Source organism: Paraburkholderia sp. (assembly GCF_035501035.1).
Taxonomy (GTDB): Bacteria; Pseudomonadota; Gammaproteobacteria; order Burkholderiales; family Burkholderiaceae; genus Paraburkholderia.
Genome location: NZ_DATJWR010000218.1, coordinates 1 through 15,504 on the forward strand (window position 1 = coordinate 1; position 15,504 = coordinate 15,504).

Sequence of the window (15,504 nt, forward strand, 5' to 3'; positions counted from 1 at the left end):
TGTTCATCGGCTCGCGATTTACGCTCCACGCTTCCTCCCCACATTCAGTCACCCTCATGCAGTTGCGCTTCACTTCATTCGCTGTGACCAGCTTATGGCGGGACTTGCACCCGCAGGAGTGCGCCCATGCTGGGCGCACAAATGAAAAAAGGCGCCGCAAGCGGCGCCTTTTGAGCTGTAGCGCTGGCCGAAACGGCCAGCAGCATACTGCTTAGAAGCGGTGACGCATACCAACCGTCACAGCGACCTGGTCTTGCGTAGCCGAAGCCGACGTCAGGCCGTTCAGGTACGGTCCGATGTTCTCCGAGTTCGACGAGACGTGCTGCCAGTTGCCTTGCAGGTAGATGTCGGTGCGCTTCGACAGCGCGTAGTCCGACTGCAGCGAAACCGTGTTGTAGTTCGGGTTCACGCCGCCGCCGAAGTTCGTACGGGTGTACGTGTACGCGCCAGCCAGGCTGATAGCCGGGGTCAGAGCGTAACGGATGTTGCCTTCGAAGTTCTGGAAGCGGGCGCTGTTGGCGTTGAAGCCAATACCGTTGGTCGTGCCCGACTGCCCCGGGGAGATGCCGACGCCCGGGACCGTGTTGGTCAGGTTCGTCTGCGTGTACACGAAGCCAGCCGTTGCCGGGCCGAACGTGTAGTTTACGCCGCCGCCGAACGTGCGCTGAGTGCCTGCCGCGAACGTCCACTCACCCGTTTGTGCGCCCGAGAACGACGACGACGAGACTTGCAGATTGTGGATGTCGTTGTTCAGCTGCAGGTAGCCGGCTGCAACATTCAGGCCGCCCCAGTTGTACGTACCACCGAAGCTGTACGCACGGTTGTTCGCGAATTCGGTGCTGTTCGAGAACGAGTACGTGCCGCCGAACTTGAAGCCAGCGTAGTTGACGCTCGAGTACTTGATCGTGTTGTTGAAACGAACCGAGTTGTTCAGGTTGTCGTTATCGAACGGGTGTGCAGCGATCGTGCCGCCGTATTGCGTGCCGGTGTTCGACAGCGGTGCGAGATAGTCGACGACCGAGTCATACTGGCGGCCGAGGGTCACGGCGCCGAACTGGTCGCTCGCAAGACCCACGAAAGCCTGACGGCCGAACATACGACCCGACTGCTTCGATGCGCCGTTGTCGATGTTGAAGCCGTTTTCCAACGTGAAGATGGCCTTCAGACCGCCACCGAGGTCTTCAGAACCGCGCAGGCCCCAACGGCTGCCGTTGACCGTGCCGCTCGTGGCTTGCCAGGCGCTGTGACCGCTCGTAGCGCTCACTCGCTGGTTGTTCGAGTACGTGATGCCTGCGTCGATGAGGCCGTACAGCGTAACGCTGCTTTGCGCGTGCGCAGCCGATGCAAAAACGCCCGTCAGGGCAGCGACCATGAGAGTCTTTTTCATCTTTGTAAACTCCGAGAACAGAGGTGGGTTTCGTTGAACCCCGTTTGGGAAACCGTCCGCGCGAAGTGCAGCGAGAGGCGAAGTTCGCGCGGTACGAAATAATCCGTCCGAGTCGGTTTCCAGACAGCCAGAGTGTAGAGAGGGTGCTTGAGAAGGAGGTATTCCGATTTTCGCAATAAAGTATTGCGCGATCAGAAATTATTGTTTCGCTCTCGTTAAGCCCTGCTGGTAAAGGCTTTGAGCGAATTTCTGTGGATCGGGCTGAGGATGTCAATCACGCGAGCGTTGTGCGATCGCTACAACAATTGATTGCGCAACGCGGATTAAATCGGGCCTGCCTGATTATTGCGCTCAGCGTAACAGATGATTGTGCGCCGCATACTTAATGATCAGATGTGAGTGCGGCTATACTCCAACGACTGCTTTCCGAAGCAGACTTTTTCGTTGACGAAAAAGATCTCCAAACCTTTGTCAGCGCGGCCTACCAGCCGCGCTTTTTTTTGCCCGCGTCCAGATCGAGCCTTATCTGGCGCCCGCTTGCGGCGGTTCCGGCTGCAAGCTCCAATCTTCCATTACGTAGTGCCGCGCGTCCATAGGGGAACACAGCAGGTTGTGCCAGTGGTCGCCGTGCCATGAGCCGTAGGCCTCGGCTTCTTCAGCCATCGATGCGATGCCTTCTGTTTGCACGAGCCAATGCATCCAACGCCGCAGAGTTGTGAGCATGATGACCTCCGATGCCGTAAACAATATCAATCATGAATTGAATGTATTACTTGAACAACCGGTGGAAACACTTACGTTTGACACGATTTGTTACATTCAAGGTTAGCGCTCCGGTAAAAGTGACGTGGTGAAGATAATCGGGTAAAAATGACGGATCCCTATATCGATTCATCGGGCATGGCATTTTTTGAAGAGCTTTTGATGCGCACCGCTTTTATCGTCGAATCGGGAATGCTGTTATAAAAAATTCGCTTGACTGACGATTGTCGTTCCCCGTATAACGACACAGCTGATTTTTGTTCCGCAGTACTTCCTATAAGCAGGATTTACTGACATGGGACAGCGGAATTGGCTGGCTTACGGCGTGTGGGTTAAACCCGCGTCATTAAAAATCTCGAAGGAAACTGAAACATGGAAACCGGTATCGTCAAATGGTTCAATGATGCGAAGGGCTTTGGCTTCATCACGTCTGACGCCGGCGGCGACGATCTGTTCGCGCACTTCTCGGAAATCCGCGCCGACGGCTTCAAGTCGTTGAAGGAGAACCAGCGTGTCTCGTTCGACGTCAAGGTCGGCCCGAAGGGCAAGCAGGCCGCGAACATCCAGCCGCTGTGAGCATGGCTCGCTGCGCGAGCGCTCACGCAGGACCGAGCCCCGGGCAAACCCCGGGGTTTTTTATTTTTGACATATTGATATTCCGGCAATAATGCGGCTCGCATTTTTGGCTCGAGCATTAAATCGGGAAAACCCTGAGATTTCCGCGCGCTCCCGATTCGGGCTTTTGCAATAAAGCCGCAGATGTAACTCGCCCTGCCGCGACCCTCCGCGCACGTGGTCCAAACAGTGCATACTTGGGCCGTTTTCCATTTCTCGCTGTTTTCACCATGTCAGAATTTCCCTCGAGCGCCATCCGGATCGCCGGCGATCTTCCTCTCGTTTTCGTGGATCTCGAGACAACGGGCGGATCGGTAGGCGAGCACCGGATCACCGAGGTCGGCATCGTGGAGGTGACGGGCGGGCAGGTGACACGGTGGAGCACGCTCGTCGATCCCGGCCAGGTGATCCCGCCCTTCATCCAGCAGCTCACAGGCATAACGGACCAGATGGTGCGCGGCGCGCCACGCTTTGTCGACATCGCCGCCGGGCTCCATGAGCGGCTGGCCGGCAAGCTCTTCATCGCACACAACGCTGCGTTCGATCGCGGCTTCCTGCGCGCCGAGTTCGATCGAGCGGGCTATTCCTTCAATCCCGACGTGCTGTGTACGGTGCGCCTGTCGCGCGCGCTCTTCCCGGGCGAGAAACGTCACGGTCTCGACGCGCTGGTCGAGCGACATGCGCTCGTGCCTTCCGACCGGCACCGCGCGCTGGCCGACGCCGATCTCCTCTGGCAGTTCTGGCAGCGCCTGCCGACGCTCGTGCCCTCGGAGGCGCTAGCGGCGCAGATAGAGCGCACGACCCGCCGTCACGTGCTAGCTGGCGATATCACCGATGAAGTGATCGAGACGGCGCCGGCCGGTCACGGCGTGTACGTGTTCTATGGCGAGAACGACGTGCCGCTCTATGTCGGCCGCAGCGTGCGCGTGCGCCAGCGCGTGCGTGCGCACCTGGCGGGCGAGCGGCGTTCTTCGCGCGAACAGCGCATGGTGGAGCAGGTGCGCAGAGTGGAGTGGCGCGCGACGGGCGGCGAACTGGGCGCGCTCCTTGTCGAGGCGCAGTGGATCGCCACGCTCAGGCCGTCGTTCAATCGCGTGCCACGCGTGTCGAAGCGCGATCCGGCCGACCTTGGTGGGGCGCCATGGCCGTACGGTGGCGCGGTGCTCATCGAGGAGCACGATACGACGAGCGGCGCCGAAGTGTTCCATCTGATCGACCGCTGGTGTTATGTCGGCTCGTTCGCCAGCGTGGCGGAGGCAGCGTCGCTGGCGGCCGCTCACGCCGAGCGAGCGTTCGAGCTCTCGACCTGGCGCATCCTGCAAAGCCGCTTTGAGCGTGGCCTGCGCGTGCAGGTGCTGCAGTTTTCCGAAGCGGAGAACCTCACGAGCGCGGCTTGAGGCGTGTGGTTAAACGGCGCTGCCGTGCTCAGGCAAGCCCGCCCACGCCGCCCGACGCGCAAACATGCCCCAGCGCTTGATTCATCGCATTCGTGTGCGCGGAGTCGTATCGAGTGAGTTCCCTCCAGTTCGCAACTGACCGTGCAACGCGTGCCGGGCAATCCGGTGCGCTGCGCAGCAACTGGACGCGTGCAAGCGCGCCGATCAGTCGTGCGGTCAACTGATCGAGTTGTGGCCGCGTGACCGTGGCGAGATCCGGCGCAGGGCCGGTGGGAGCCTGCGAGGCGCCCCAGGTGTCGAACAGCGACTTCTGAACTTGCGTGCTCGCGTCGATCTGATCGCGGAAGAACGCCCGCGCAAAGGCCGGATCGACACCGGCCGCCGTAGCGCGCTTTTGTACGTCGGCAAGCAGGGCGTCTTCACGGGGCGTGTCGGTGATCGGCTTGTGGTGCTGCCATTTCCATTGCGCAACCGGCTCAGCGAGCGCGAGTCGCTGCGAAACGAGCGCGACGAGGTTGGTGAGCGCGGTATCGTCACCGTCGGCGTGGACGGACGCAATCGGCAGGGCGAAGAGCAACGCGGCAGCGCAACGGGCGCTCGCGCGGGTAAGGAATATCATCGAGTGCAATGAAGCCGGCAGGGAAAAGCGAAGCATAGCCGGTTATGGAGGGCTTACGTCCGGTGATGCTGCGCTCATCGTCGATGACCGCGCAACGGTGCGCTCGCCATCGAGCGTGGGAGGCAGGAGCGAAAGGGCATGCCTCGGACTGCTAGCCGCGCATACCCACGCGCGCATATCTCAATATGTGCGCAGGCGCACCACGTGCGTGAACACGCGTGCGCGAGAGTGGGCGCTTCCCCGTTACTTCTGTTCGTGAGCCTTGCGTTGCTCGTCAAGAAATGCCCGCACATGAGCAGGCAATTCGTCGCCGAGAAACTCTACGGCCACCGGTTCCGGATCCGGGCTGAAGACTTGGTCCGGGGTCGGAATCCTTGGCGGTTTGGCATCCATGATCTTTCTCCTGTGTAAGCCAATTATCCGGCTCGCTACTTCAATCGCGCTAGTCCCGCTTACCGTAACAGTGCTTTTCCGGCGCGCGTGTTGCTTTATGCGCACAGCCAGACAAATGATTAACGATGCAGGAATATAATTATTTGGATCCCCTTGCTTGCGTCACATGCTGTCTGAATCTCGCAATTCAGTGAATCCGGCATGTGGTGACTGCCACATCCGCACAACCCCTCGTCACCCTGCCTCCGGCCATGAGGCCTGGCTTGTGCCAGCCGCCGTGTCGCGCCGTAGCGGCATGGTGCCGCCGCGCGGGCTGCCTTGCGTGCATGGCAGGCGGCCGTCATTTCCCTATAACGACCCATTATGCGTAGGCGTTGACGCGGAAACGGAAATAAGAGTTAAAACTATTAAATCTCCGCATCTGTCCAAATGCCCGATTAACGGTTCCACGCAGCGTATTTGGCCGCGATTTAACGATCGTACGTGCATAAATAGCCGCACCTACGGGCGCGGCATATTGATGCACTTCGATAATTCGTTACGATTGCGCTTCCGATGGAGCCGGGACATGTTGCGTGCGAGCATGATTCAAAGGCGCGGCTCTCACGTCCACCTGGCCGTGGATGCGCGCCTGATGGCCATCCGCGAACATGTAGTAGGGAAACGGGTGTGCCGGTTCGGAGGCCGCGTCGAGGCGTGCGATCAATTCGGGAGCGAGCGTGAAGTCGAGTGCCCCGAGTGATTCTTCGAGCTGCCCAGCCTTCGTTGCGCCCACGATGATGCTCGCCACTCCGCGTTTCTGATACAGCCAGTTCAGCGCGACCTGGGCCATCGGCCGGCTGGCCTCATGCGCGACCCGCTCCAGCTCGGCGACGATCGCGAAGTTGCGCGCCGAGAGCTTGTCGAACCCGGGCGGCGGCTTCGGTCCCACCGTCTGCAGGCGGCCCGCGCCGCTCACGCCAGGGAAACCTGATGCGCTTGCTGCGCCCTCTACGCGCGTCTGCGCTGGCCGGTACTTGCCCGATAGCACGCCCATGCCGAGGGGACTCCACGGCACGAGGCCCATGCCGAGTTGCGTCGCCAGATCGGCGAATTCGTGCTCCGCGTTACGCTCGATCAGCGAGTATTCGAGCTGCATCGCGGCGACCGGCTCGAAGCCGCGCCACTCGGCGAGCGTCTGCGCGCGGCCCGCGTACCAGGCCGGCACGTCGGAGAGGCCCACATAGCGGATCTTGCCCGCGCGCACTGCGTCGTCCATCGCGCGCATCACTTCGTCGGCGGGCGTCATGCGGTCCCACGTGTGCAGGTAATAGAGATCGATGTAATCCGTGCCGAGGCGCTTGAGCGAGCCCTCGAGCGCGCGCAGCAGATTCTTGCGATGGTTGCCGCCGGCGTTTGGGTTGCCGCTCTGCGCGTTGTAGGAATACTTGGTGGCGATCACGAGGCGCTCGCGCAAGCCGCGCGCCGCCGCGAAGCGCCCCACCCAGCTCTCGCTCGTGCCTTCGGTATAGAGGTCGGCGGTGTCGATGAAATTGCCACCCGCATCCACATAAATGTCGAAGAGCCGCTGAGCGTCGGCTTCGTCGGCACCCCAGCCCCATTCGGTGCCGAACGTCATCGTGCCAAGGGCGATAGGGCTGACGCGCAGCCCCGAGCGGCCGAGCAGGGTATAGCTGTTGAGCTTCATGCTTGTCTCCAAAAGACGTCGGTGGTGAACACGAGGCCATCTTGCGCTTTTCCTTTTTGTGGAAAAATCGTGTTCACCTGAAATGACTGTGAAGCCGCACTTCACAATGGAGATGGCATGGAGTCGGTTTCCGCCGCAGCAACCGCCGGGCAGGGCCTTGCTGGGCGCTTACCCGCACTGCTGGCGGTCGCGGCCGTGGCGCGCCATGGCAGCTTCACGCGGGCGGCGTCCGCTGCGGGCGTCTCGACTTCGGCGCTATCACAAACCGTCCGCGCACTCGAAGCCCAACTCGGCGTGAGGCTTTTCAACCGCACGACGCGCCGCGTCGCGCTGACCGAGGCCGGCGCGCAGTTCCTCGCGCGCGTGCATCCGGCGCTCGCGGAGATCGAGGCGGCGTTCGACGCGCTCGACGCCTCGCGCGACGAGCCGGCCGGCACGCTGCGCATCAACCTGCCGCGTGTGGCGAGCGAGCTGCTCGTGCTGCCGCATCTCGCGGAATTCATGGAGCGTCATCCGCAGATCAGGCTCGAACTCGCGCTCGACGATGGCTTTGCCGATCTCGTGGGCGAGGGCTTCGACGCGGGCATCCGGCTCGGCGAATCGGTTGCGCCGGGCATGGTTGCGGTGCCGATCGGCGGGCCGATTCGCATTGTCGTGGTGGGGGCGCCGCGCTATTTCAGACGCCGCGCGCGGCCCGCCACGCCCGACGACCTGGCCGCGCACGACTGCCTGCACTATCGCTTCGCAACCGGGGGAGTCTATCGGTGGGAGTTCGCGCAGCCCGACGATCCGCAGCGTGTCTTCGACGTGCTCACCGAGGGCCGCTTCGTCACCAACGACCTGCGCACGATGGTGCGAGCCGCGGAGCAGGGCGTGGGCCTGCTGCATGTGGTCGAGGACTACGTGCGCGCGTCGCTCGACGACGGCCGGCTCGTGCCGGTGCTCGAGTCGTGGTGCCCTTCGTTTCCGGGTTTCTATTTGTATACGGCGGGGCGGGCGCAATTGCCGCCCAAGCTGCGGGCATTCATCGATTTTTTGCGCGAGAAGCGTGAAGGCGCTTGATTGCTTTCGATCAGCCGCTTCCAGAGACGACCGTTTGGGTTGCGCAGCGATCGAGGGGCATCGACGAAAAACTCACAAGCGCGTTTTGCGCGCCGCCGCAGGCGATTATCTGCGGACATCGCTCGCAACAGGCGCCGAGTGCGGCCTTCCGGGCAGAAGGCGGCGCTGTGTGAACGCAGGCAACGGCACAAAGCAAAAAGCCCAGCCGGTTAGGGCTGGGCTTTTGCTTGAATCTTTTGGTGCCGGAAAGAGGAATCGAACCCCCGACCTTCGCATTACGAATGCGCTGCTCTACCGTCTGAGCTATTCCGGCGTCACATCAGAGAAGAAAGATTATAGAAAAGAACCTCTGAGTGCGCAAGTCTTTTCCGATCTCTTTTTATTTCTTCGCTTCATGGTGGTAGCGGGTCACACGCTCGACTTCGTTCTTCGAGCCGAGGAACACGGCAACGCGCTCATGCAGGCTCTTCGGCTGAATGTCGAGAATGCGTTGCTCGCCGTTGGTCGCCACGCCGCCCGCCTGTTCGACGATGAACGACATCGGGTTTGCTTCGTACATCAGGCGCAGCTTGCCGGGCTTCGACGGGTCGCGCTTGTCGGCGGGGTACATGAAGATGCCGCCGCGATTCAGGATGCGGTGCACGTCGGCGACCATCGAGGCGATCCAGCGCATGTTGAAGTTTTCGCCGCGCGGGCCGTCCTTGCCGGCGTTCAGTTCCCCGATGTACTGTTGCACCGGCTCGTACCAGTGGCGCGCATTCGAAGCGTTGATCGCATATTCGCGCGTGTCTTCCGGAATGCGCATGTTGCTTTGCGTGAGCACCCACGAGCCCAGTTCGCGGTCGAGCGTGAAGCAGTTCACACCGTGGCCGGTCGTGAGCACGAGCACGGTTTGCGGTCCATATACGGCGTAGCCTGCGGCGACCTGTTGCGTGCCGGCCTGCAGGAACGATTCTTCGGTCGGCTGCTGGCCGTCCGGGCAACGCAGCACCGAGAAGATCGTACCGATCGACACGTTCACATCGATGTTCGACGAGCCGTCGAGCGGATCGAACACGAGCAGATATTCGCCCTTCGGATAGTTGGCCGGGATCGGGAAGAACGTTTCCATTTCCTCCGAGGCCATTGCAGCGAGGTTGCCGCCCCATTCGTTGGCGTCGAGCAGGATTTCGTTCGAGAGGATGTCGAGGTTCTTCTGCACTTCGCCCTGGACGTTCTCGCTGCCGGCCGTGCCAAGCGCGTCGCCGAGCGCGCCCTTGCTGACGTTGAAGCTGATCGCCTTGCACGCGCGCGCGACGACTTCGATCAACAGACGCAGGTCGGCGGGCAGGTTACGGTGCTCGCGCTGCTGCTCGATCAGGTACTTCGTGAGAGTGGTACGACGTTGCAAAGGCATTGCAGTACTCCAGATAGGCTTGGGAATAGCGCAATTCTACCCGCTCGACCATGACGGGCCGCCGCAAGGCCTGGGAAAATAAAGTGCCGGGCCGCGGCGTGGCTTGCCGGGCGGGCGTTCGCACGGCGCAGACAACTCCGGCGCCGTCAAAAATAACGCCCGGGAAAATACGTAAAAAAAGCCGGCCAGAAGGCCGGCTGGCGGGTAAGCGGTTGCGGCGCGGCGCCATGCAGCCGCCGCGCGTTTCGTCTGATCAAGCCAGCGCTTTTTCCACGATCTCGCGCACGTCGCGCGATTTCGCCTCGCCGGCGACTTTTTCGAGCGCCGCGCGCATCGCATCGCGCAGCGCCGGCGTGAAGCGGCGCCACAGTTCGAGATTGCGTGCGAGGCGCGCCGCGACCTGCGGGTTGAGCGCGTCGAGCGCGATCACCTGTTCGGCCCAGAACGCGTAGCCCGAGCCGTCGGCGGCGTGGAATTGCGCGGGATTCGCGGCGCAGAAGCTGAAGATCAGCGAGCGCGCACGGTTCGGGTTCCTGAGGTTGAACGCGGGATGGCTCATCAGCGCGCGCACGGTCTCGATCGTCGGGCGCTGCGACGTGCCGCGCTGCGTGGCCTGCAGCGCGAACCACTTGTCGATCACGAGCGGCTCTTTCTCGAAGCGCGCGTAGAAGTCTTCGAGCGCGGCGCGTGCCGGGTCGTCAACCGCGCCGCCGGCGGCCGCCTGGGCGTTCAGCAGTGCCGAGAGTGCCGCCGAGCGGTCGGTCATGTTGTTCGCGGCCTCGTACTGTGCCGTGGCGAGGCGCACGCCGTCGGTGGGGGCGTCGAGTTCCGAAAGATACGAGAGCGCGAGGTTCTTCAGCCCACGTCGGCCGGCCGCCTCGGGCGTCGGCTCGTATGCGCCCGGCGTGCGATTGCGCTCGTAGGCCGCGAGCCATTCCGGCTTGAGCGCCGTCGCCAGTTGCTTGCGCACGAACTGGCGCGCCGTGTGTACGGCGGCGGGATCGGACTCCGTCATCTGCTCGGCGAGATAGGTTTCCGAAGGCAGCATCAGCGCGAGCTCGCGGAACGACGGCGAGAGCGATTCGTCGGTCAGCACGCGGCGGAACGCTTCGACGAGCGCGCCGGTCAGTTCCAGCGGTTCGCCCGCGACGGCCCGTGTGGCCAGCGCGAGCAATTCGCGGGTGGCGAGGCGCTGGCCCGCTTCCCAGCGGTTGAACGGGTCGCTGTCGTGCGCGAGCAGGAACGCGAGTTCGTCGCTGCCGTAGTCGTAATCCACGATGACAGGCGCGGAGAAGTTGCGCAGCAGCGAGGGCAGGGGCTTTGCGCTCACATCGGCGAACGTGAAGGTTTGCTGCGTTTCGGTCAGCTCCAGCACGCGTGTCGTGCCCTGAGCCGCCGCCTCGCCTTCGAGACGCAGCGGCAGATCGGCGCCGTCCGGGCCGATCAGGCCGATGGCGAACGGAATGTGCAGCGGGCCCTTCTGCGTTTCGCGCGCGGCCGGCGAGCCGTTGGCGTAGCCCTGCACGAGCGTCACGCTGTAGCAGCGCGCGCCTTCGTCATAGCTCGTCGTCACTCTCACGCGCGGCGTGCCCGCCTGGCTGTACCAACGTTCGAACTGCGCGAGATCGCGGCCGTTGGCGTCCGCCATTGCGAGGCGGAAGTCGTCGCAGGTCACGGCGTGGCCGTCGTGGCGCTGGAAGTACAGGTCCATGCCCTTCCGGAAGCCATCGCGGCCGAGCAGCGTCTGATACATCCGCACGACTTCCGAGCCTTTCTCGTAGACGGTCATCGTGTAGAAGTTGTTGATCTCGACATAGCTCTCCGGGCGCACCGGGTGCGCCATGGGGCCTGCGTCTTCCGCGAACTGCATCTGCCGCAGCACGCGCACGTCCTCGATACGTTTGGTGGCGCGCGCCGCTTCGTTCTCGTCGCCGCCCGACATCGCCGCCGAGAACTCCTGGTCGCGGAACACGGTGAGGCCTTCCTTCAGGCTCAGCTGGAACCAGTCGCGGCAGGTCACGCGGTTGCCGGTCCAGTTGTGGAAGTACTCATGACCCACCACGGCTTCGATATTGGCGAAGTCGACGTCGGTGGCCGTTTCCGGATTCGCCAGCACGTACTTCGTGTTGAAGATGTTGAGCCCCTTGTTCTCCATCGCGCCCATGTTGAAGTCGCTGACCGCGACGATCATGAAGCGCTCGAGGTCGAGTTCGAGGCCGAAGCGCTGCTCATCCCAGCGGATCGAGTGGATGAGCGAGTCCATCGCGTGGCGCGTCTTGTCGAGATCGTGCGGTTCGACCCACACCTGCAGCAGCTTTTCCTTGCCCGAGCCCGTCTTGATGCGCTCTTCGAGCGCGACGAGCTTGCCGGCCACGAGCGCGAACAGATAGCTCGGCTTGCGGAACGGGTCTTCCCACTTCGCATAGTGGCGGCCGTCGGGCAGCTCGCCTTCCTCGATCAGATTGCCGTTCGAGAGCAGGACCGGGTAAGCGGTCTTGTCGGCGCGCAGCGTGACCATGTAGGTCGCCATCACGTCCGGGCGGTCGAGGAACCAGGTGATGCGGCGAAAGCCTTCGGCCTCGCACTGCGTGAAGAAGTTGCCGCTCGACACGTAGAGGCCCGAGAGCGTGGTGTTGGCGGCCGGATCGCACGCGCCGGTGAGCGTGAGCTCGAAGGTGTCGGGCACGTTCTCGATCGTGAGGCCGTGCTCGTGCGCGCGCACGTTCGCGTACGGTTTGCCGTCGATCTCCGCGCCCATGAATTCGAGCTGCTCGCCCATCAGTTCCAGATGCGCGGTATGCGCGGCCGATGGATTGCGGCGCACGCGCAGCGTGCTCTTGACCACGGTGCGTTCGGGCACGAGGTCGAATTCGAGATCGACGGTATCGATCAGAAAAGCGGGCGGCGCGTAGTCTTCGCGGCGGATCACAGTGGGCGTGGCGGTATCGGACATGGTCTGGATAGGGGCGAGCGGATCGGTATGGATCGGTATGGCCGGCTGCGGCGACGCCCGGCGGGCGGCGCCAGCCCATGATGGGAGCGCGGCGGTTCGCCCCATTGTACAAAGGCTCGGGCCGCTTGTCCGGCCGCGGCCGGAGCCACACGCGCGGCCCGGAGACGGCCAGGCGGGCGAGTGGCCCCCGAACTTCCGCGCGGCGTCGCGAGTCAGTATGATCGGGCTGCCGCGCGGGGCGGACGCGTGCCAGGCGGCCCGCAACTCCAGACATGACCGGCGTGAAACGCGCAGGCAGCGAGCAAGGAACCAGCACGCAACGAGTGCGGCGGCAGGATCGTATCGGAGGGGGCGGCCCCACGACTCGCGCTTTTCCAACTGAGGCAACACTGCTACGAGAAGACCATGAAGCACGACCGATGGACCCGCCGCGCCCTCCTGATACTGGCGGCATTCGCTGTCACCCTTTCCGGTTGCACGACCTACGTGACGAGTCAGGTGACCGCTTTCTCCGCCTGGGACGGCGGCAGCGACGCCACGCGCACCTATACGTTCGCACGCGGCCCCGATCAGCGCGAGAGCATCGAGCAGAGCACCTATGAGCAGTTCGTCGCCGATGGGCTCGCCACGCACGCGTTCCGGCAGGTGGATGCACCGCAGGCGCACTATCTGGTCGCGCTGGCCTACGGCAGCCGTATGGATACCGTCACGGTCGCGCAGCCCGTCTTCTACAACCCATGGCCGGCGCCGTACTGGGGGCCGTGGAACCCATGGGGTCCGTGGGGACCGTATGCGCCCGCCTACGTGAACCAGACATATCCGGTCTATTCGCATGCGCTCGGCGTACGCATCACCGACAGGGCGAGCGGCAAGGAGGTCTACAACGTGACGGCCCGCACCTCGGGCGACGAGCCTTCGCTTGTGCGCGCGATGCCTTATCTCGTGCGCAGCGCGCTGGCGAATTTCCCGCTCGCCAACGGTACCGTGACGGAGGTCAAGCTGCCGGTGGACAAGAACGGAAGCGCTTCGAACGAGACGGGCGCGGTTCAGGCCGGTGCAGCGCAGGGCGGTTCGGCAGCGCCGCAGTCGGCGACGGGGAACACACCGACGAAGTAGCAGGCATCGTCTCGCTTCGAAAACGAAAAGACGCGTCGGCCCCAGGTCCGGCGCGTCTTTTTCATGCGGGTCGTTGTTAGCGCGAGGCGCTCAGAACCCCGCGCCCAGAATCGACAGCACGCCGAGCACGACGAACAGCACCGCGGCGATGCCATGCACGAGCTTCGTCGGCAGCTTGTGGGCGAAACGGTCGCCGAGCAGGATCGCGGGCACGTTCGCGATCATCATGCCGAGCGTCGTGCCGGCCACCACGCCGAAGAAGTCGTGAAAGCGCGCGGCGAGCGCGACGGTCGCGATCTGCGTCTTGTCGCCCATTTCTGCGAGAAAGAAGGCCACGACGGTCGCGCCGAACACGCCGAGCTGCGAGCGGTTCACGTTCGCTTCGCCTTCGTCGAGCTTGTCCGGCACGAGTATCCACAGCCCCATGGCGACGAACGAGGCGGCGAGCGCCCAGCGCATCACGCTGGGGGTGACGAGCGCGCCGAGCCACGCACCGAGCGCGCCCGCGCCGGCGTGGTTGACGAGTGTGGCGACGAGCACCCCGAGGATGATCGGCAGGGGTTTGCGGTAGCGCGCCGCGAGCACGAGCGAGAGCAACTGCGTCTTGTCGCCGATTTCAGCGAGCGCGACCGCACCGGTTGAGACCAGAAAGGCTTGATTCACTTTTTGATGGATCCTCGGGCCGAGATGAGTGCGAGCGACGACCCACGATCCGCCGGGCCCTGTTGCGGCGGTCATGGGTCATCGGTCTCGCCAGGCCTGAGCTGCAAACTGAGTTGCAAAGATGGCTGCGTCCGCCATGGCCGCGCAGGCCAAGTTTGTTGACGGACGCCCCCGCATGTTCGCGCGCGGGCAGTGGGTCCAAAGACCGGCGCTGCGGCGCGATGCGGGGCGGCTACTCCCCAATGAGCGGCGGATTATAGCATGCGCTTTTCCCCGGTCCGCCGGTGCGCCGGCGCACCGGGTTGCCCGAATCAGCGGCGAGCGCCGTCGCGGCGATGCACGCGCTGGCCAGCCGCCCAGGTCTCGAACACGGCGCGGTCGTCGCCGAGGAGGGCGAGCGCGAACAGCAGCTCTTCGAGCGATTCGGCGCGCGCCGTGCGCCGCGCGAGCAGCGGCGTGGCCTGCGGATCGAGCACGACGAAGTCCGCTTCGCTCCCGGGCGCGAGCGTGCCGATCTTGTCGGCGAGATCGAGTGCCTGCGCCGCGCCGGCTGTCGCCAGCCAGAACATGCGCGTGGCCGTGAGGTGATGCCCGCCCATGCGCGCGACCTTGTGCGCCTCGTTCATCGTCTGCAGCATCGAGAACGAGGTGCCGCCGCCGACGTCGGTGGCGAGCGTCACGGGCATCGACGTTTCGCCCGCTCTTTCGAAATCGAACAGCCCGCTGCCGAGAAAGAGGTTCGAGGTCGGGCAGTGTGCGGCAACGGTGCCCGTCTGCGCCATGCGGCGGCGATCTTCGTCGTCGAGCCAGATGCAATGGCCGTACACCGCGCGCTTGCGCAGGAGTCCGTACTGATCGTACACGTCGAGGTAGCTGCGATGGCCCGGAAACAGCTCCTTGACCCACTTCACCTCGTCGGGGTTCTCGGCCACGTGGCTCTGGATGAAGACGTCGCCATGCGCTTTCGCGAGCGCGCCGCAGGCTTCGAGCTGCGCCTCGGTCGAGGTGGGCGCGAAGCGGGGCGTGAGCGCGTACATCTGGCGTCCACGGTTGTGCCAGCGGCCTATCAGCTCGGCGCTATCGTCGTAGCCCGTTTGCGGCGTGTCGCGCAGGAACTCGGGACAGTGGCGGTCCATCAGCACCTTGCCTGCCACCATGCGCAGGTTCTTCGCTTCGCTCGCGGTGAAGAGCGCATCGGCGGACTGCTTGTGCACCGTGCAGTAGACGAGCGCCGTGGTCGTGCCGCAGGCGAGCAGCTCATCGACGAAAAAGCGCGCCGTGTCCTGCGCCACCGCTTCGTCTGCGAAGCCGCGCTCGGTCGGGAACGTGTAGGTATTCAGCCACGGCAGGAGGCCAGGCGCCGGCGAGGCGATCATGTCCGTCTGCGGATAGTGGATGTGCGTGTCGATGAAGCCTGGCACGATCAGCTTGTCGCGCAGGTCGTGAACCGTCGC

Annotated in this window: 13 protein-coding genes, 1 tRNA gene and 1 riboswitch; of the genes, 4 read left to right on the forward strand and 10 right to left on the reverse strand. The window is 63.7% G+C overall.

The window, feature by feature from the left end; all coding sequences use genetic code 11:
* Window positions 1-211: 211 nt before the first annotated feature.
* Both VMJ11_RS15565 and VMJ11_RS15570 read right to left on the reverse strand, forming a co-directional pair.
* Complete coding sequence (locus VMJ11_RS15565; protein ID WP_325620288.1) at window positions 212-1,387, reverse strand: porin; 1,176 nt, start codon at window positions 1,385-1,387, stop codon at window positions 212-214.
* A 522-nt stretch (window positions 1,388-1,909) separates the two neighbouring features.
* Window positions 1,910-2,110, reverse strand: coding sequence for a hypothetical protein (locus tag VMJ11_RS15570; RefSeq protein ID WP_325620298.1), 201 nt, complete (start codon window positions 2,108-2,110; stop codon window positions 1,910-1,912).
* Between the two features lie 411 nt (window positions 2,111-2,521).
* Here VMJ11_RS15570 and VMJ11_RS15575 point away from each other — a divergent pair, with 411 nt between their 5' ends.
* Window positions 2,522-2,725: a cold-shock protein gene (locus VMJ11_RS15575; RefSeq protein WP_028205165.1), complete on the forward strand. Its 204-nt coding sequence runs from the start codon at window positions 2,522-2,524 to the stop codon at window positions 2,723-2,725.
* Window positions 2,726-2,994: 269 nt separating this feature from the next.
* The gene (locus tag VMJ11_RS15580) at window positions 2,995-4,161 is read left to right on the forward strand and encodes an exonuclease domain-containing protein (RefSeq protein WP_325620289.1); all 1,167 of its coding nucleotides are present in this window, start codon (window positions 2,995-2,997) and stop codon (window positions 4,159-4,161) included.
* 28 nt (window positions 4,162-4,189) lie between these two features.
* Here the strand turns inward: VMJ11_RS15580 and VMJ11_RS15585 are convergent, their stop codons facing one another.
* The 3 genes from VMJ11_RS15585 to VMJ11_RS15595 form a co-directional block, all read right to left on the reverse strand.
* On the reverse strand, window positions 4,190-4,780 hold the full coding sequence (locus tag VMJ11_RS15585) for a chorismate mutase (RefSeq protein ID WP_325620290.1): 591 nt from the start codon (window positions 4,778-4,780) through the stop codon (window positions 4,190-4,192).
* A gap of 243 nt (window positions 4,781-5,023) precedes the next feature.
* A complete protein-coding gene (locus VMJ11_RS15590) occupies window positions 5,024-5,173 on the reverse strand; it encodes a hypothetical protein (protein WP_027795377.1) in 150 nt (49 codons plus the stop codon).
* 538 nt (window positions 5,174-5,711) lie between these two features.
* Window positions 5,712-6,860, reverse strand: a complete 1,149-nt coding sequence (locus tag VMJ11_RS15595) for an aldo/keto reductase (RefSeq protein ID WP_325620291.1) — start codon at window positions 6,858-6,860, stop codon at window positions 5,712-5,714.
* Window positions 6,861-6,977: 117 nt separating this feature from the next.
* Between VMJ11_RS15595 and VMJ11_RS15600 the strand changes: the two genes are divergently transcribed.
* Window positions 6,978-7,922, forward strand: coding sequence for a LysR family transcriptional regulator (locus VMJ11_RS15600; protein ID WP_325620292.1), 945 nt, complete (start codon window positions 6,978-6,980; stop codon window positions 7,920-7,922).
* A gap of 237 nt (window positions 7,923-8,159) precedes the next feature.
* Here VMJ11_RS15600 and VMJ11_RS15605 read toward each other — a convergent pair.
* The 3 genes from VMJ11_RS15605 to pepN form a co-directional block, all read right to left on the reverse strand.
* Window positions 8,160-8,235: transfer RNA gene (locus tag VMJ11_RS15605), tRNA-Thr, on the reverse strand.
* Window positions 8,236-8,301: 66 nt separating this feature from the next.
* Window positions 8,302-9,318: a class 1 fructose-bisphosphatase gene (locus tag VMJ11_RS15610; protein ID WP_325620293.1), complete on the reverse strand. Its 1,017-nt coding sequence runs from the start codon at window positions 9,316-9,318 to the stop codon at window positions 8,302-8,304.
* A gap of 253 nt (window positions 9,319-9,571) precedes the next feature.
* Complete coding sequence (gene pepN / locus VMJ11_RS15615; protein WP_325620294.1) at window positions 9,572-12,271, reverse strand: aminopeptidase N; 2,700 nt, start codon at window positions 12,269-12,271, stop codon at window positions 9,572-9,574.
* Window positions 12,272-12,676: 405 nt separating this feature from the next.
* On the opposite strand from pepN, the gene VMJ11_RS15620 reads away from it, so the two are divergent.
* Window positions 12,677-13,387: a DUF4136 domain-containing protein gene (locus tag VMJ11_RS15620; RefSeq protein ID WP_325620295.1), complete on the forward strand. Its 711-nt coding sequence runs from the start codon at window positions 12,677-12,679 to the stop codon at window positions 13,385-13,387.
* A gap of 90 nt (window positions 13,388-13,477) precedes the next feature.
* Here VMJ11_RS15620 and VMJ11_RS15625 read toward each other — a convergent pair whose 3' ends face one another.
* Together VMJ11_RS15625 and guaD are read right to left on the reverse strand one after the other, a co-directional pair.
* Window positions 13,478-14,050 (reverse strand): TMEM165/GDT1 family protein, encoded by a 573-nt coding sequence (locus VMJ11_RS15625; RefSeq protein ID WP_325620296.1) that lies wholly within the window; start codon window positions 14,048-14,050, stop codon window positions 13,478-13,480.
* A 79-nt stretch (window positions 14,051-14,129) separates the two neighbouring features.
* Window positions 14,130-14,303: riboswitch (yybP-ykoY riboswitch) on the reverse strand.
* A gap of 58 nt (window positions 14,304-14,361) precedes the next feature.
* A partial coding sequence (gene guaD, locus VMJ11_RS15630) for a guanine deaminase (protein ID WP_325620297.1) occupies window positions 14,362-15,504 on the reverse strand: 1,143 nt, incomplete at its 5' end.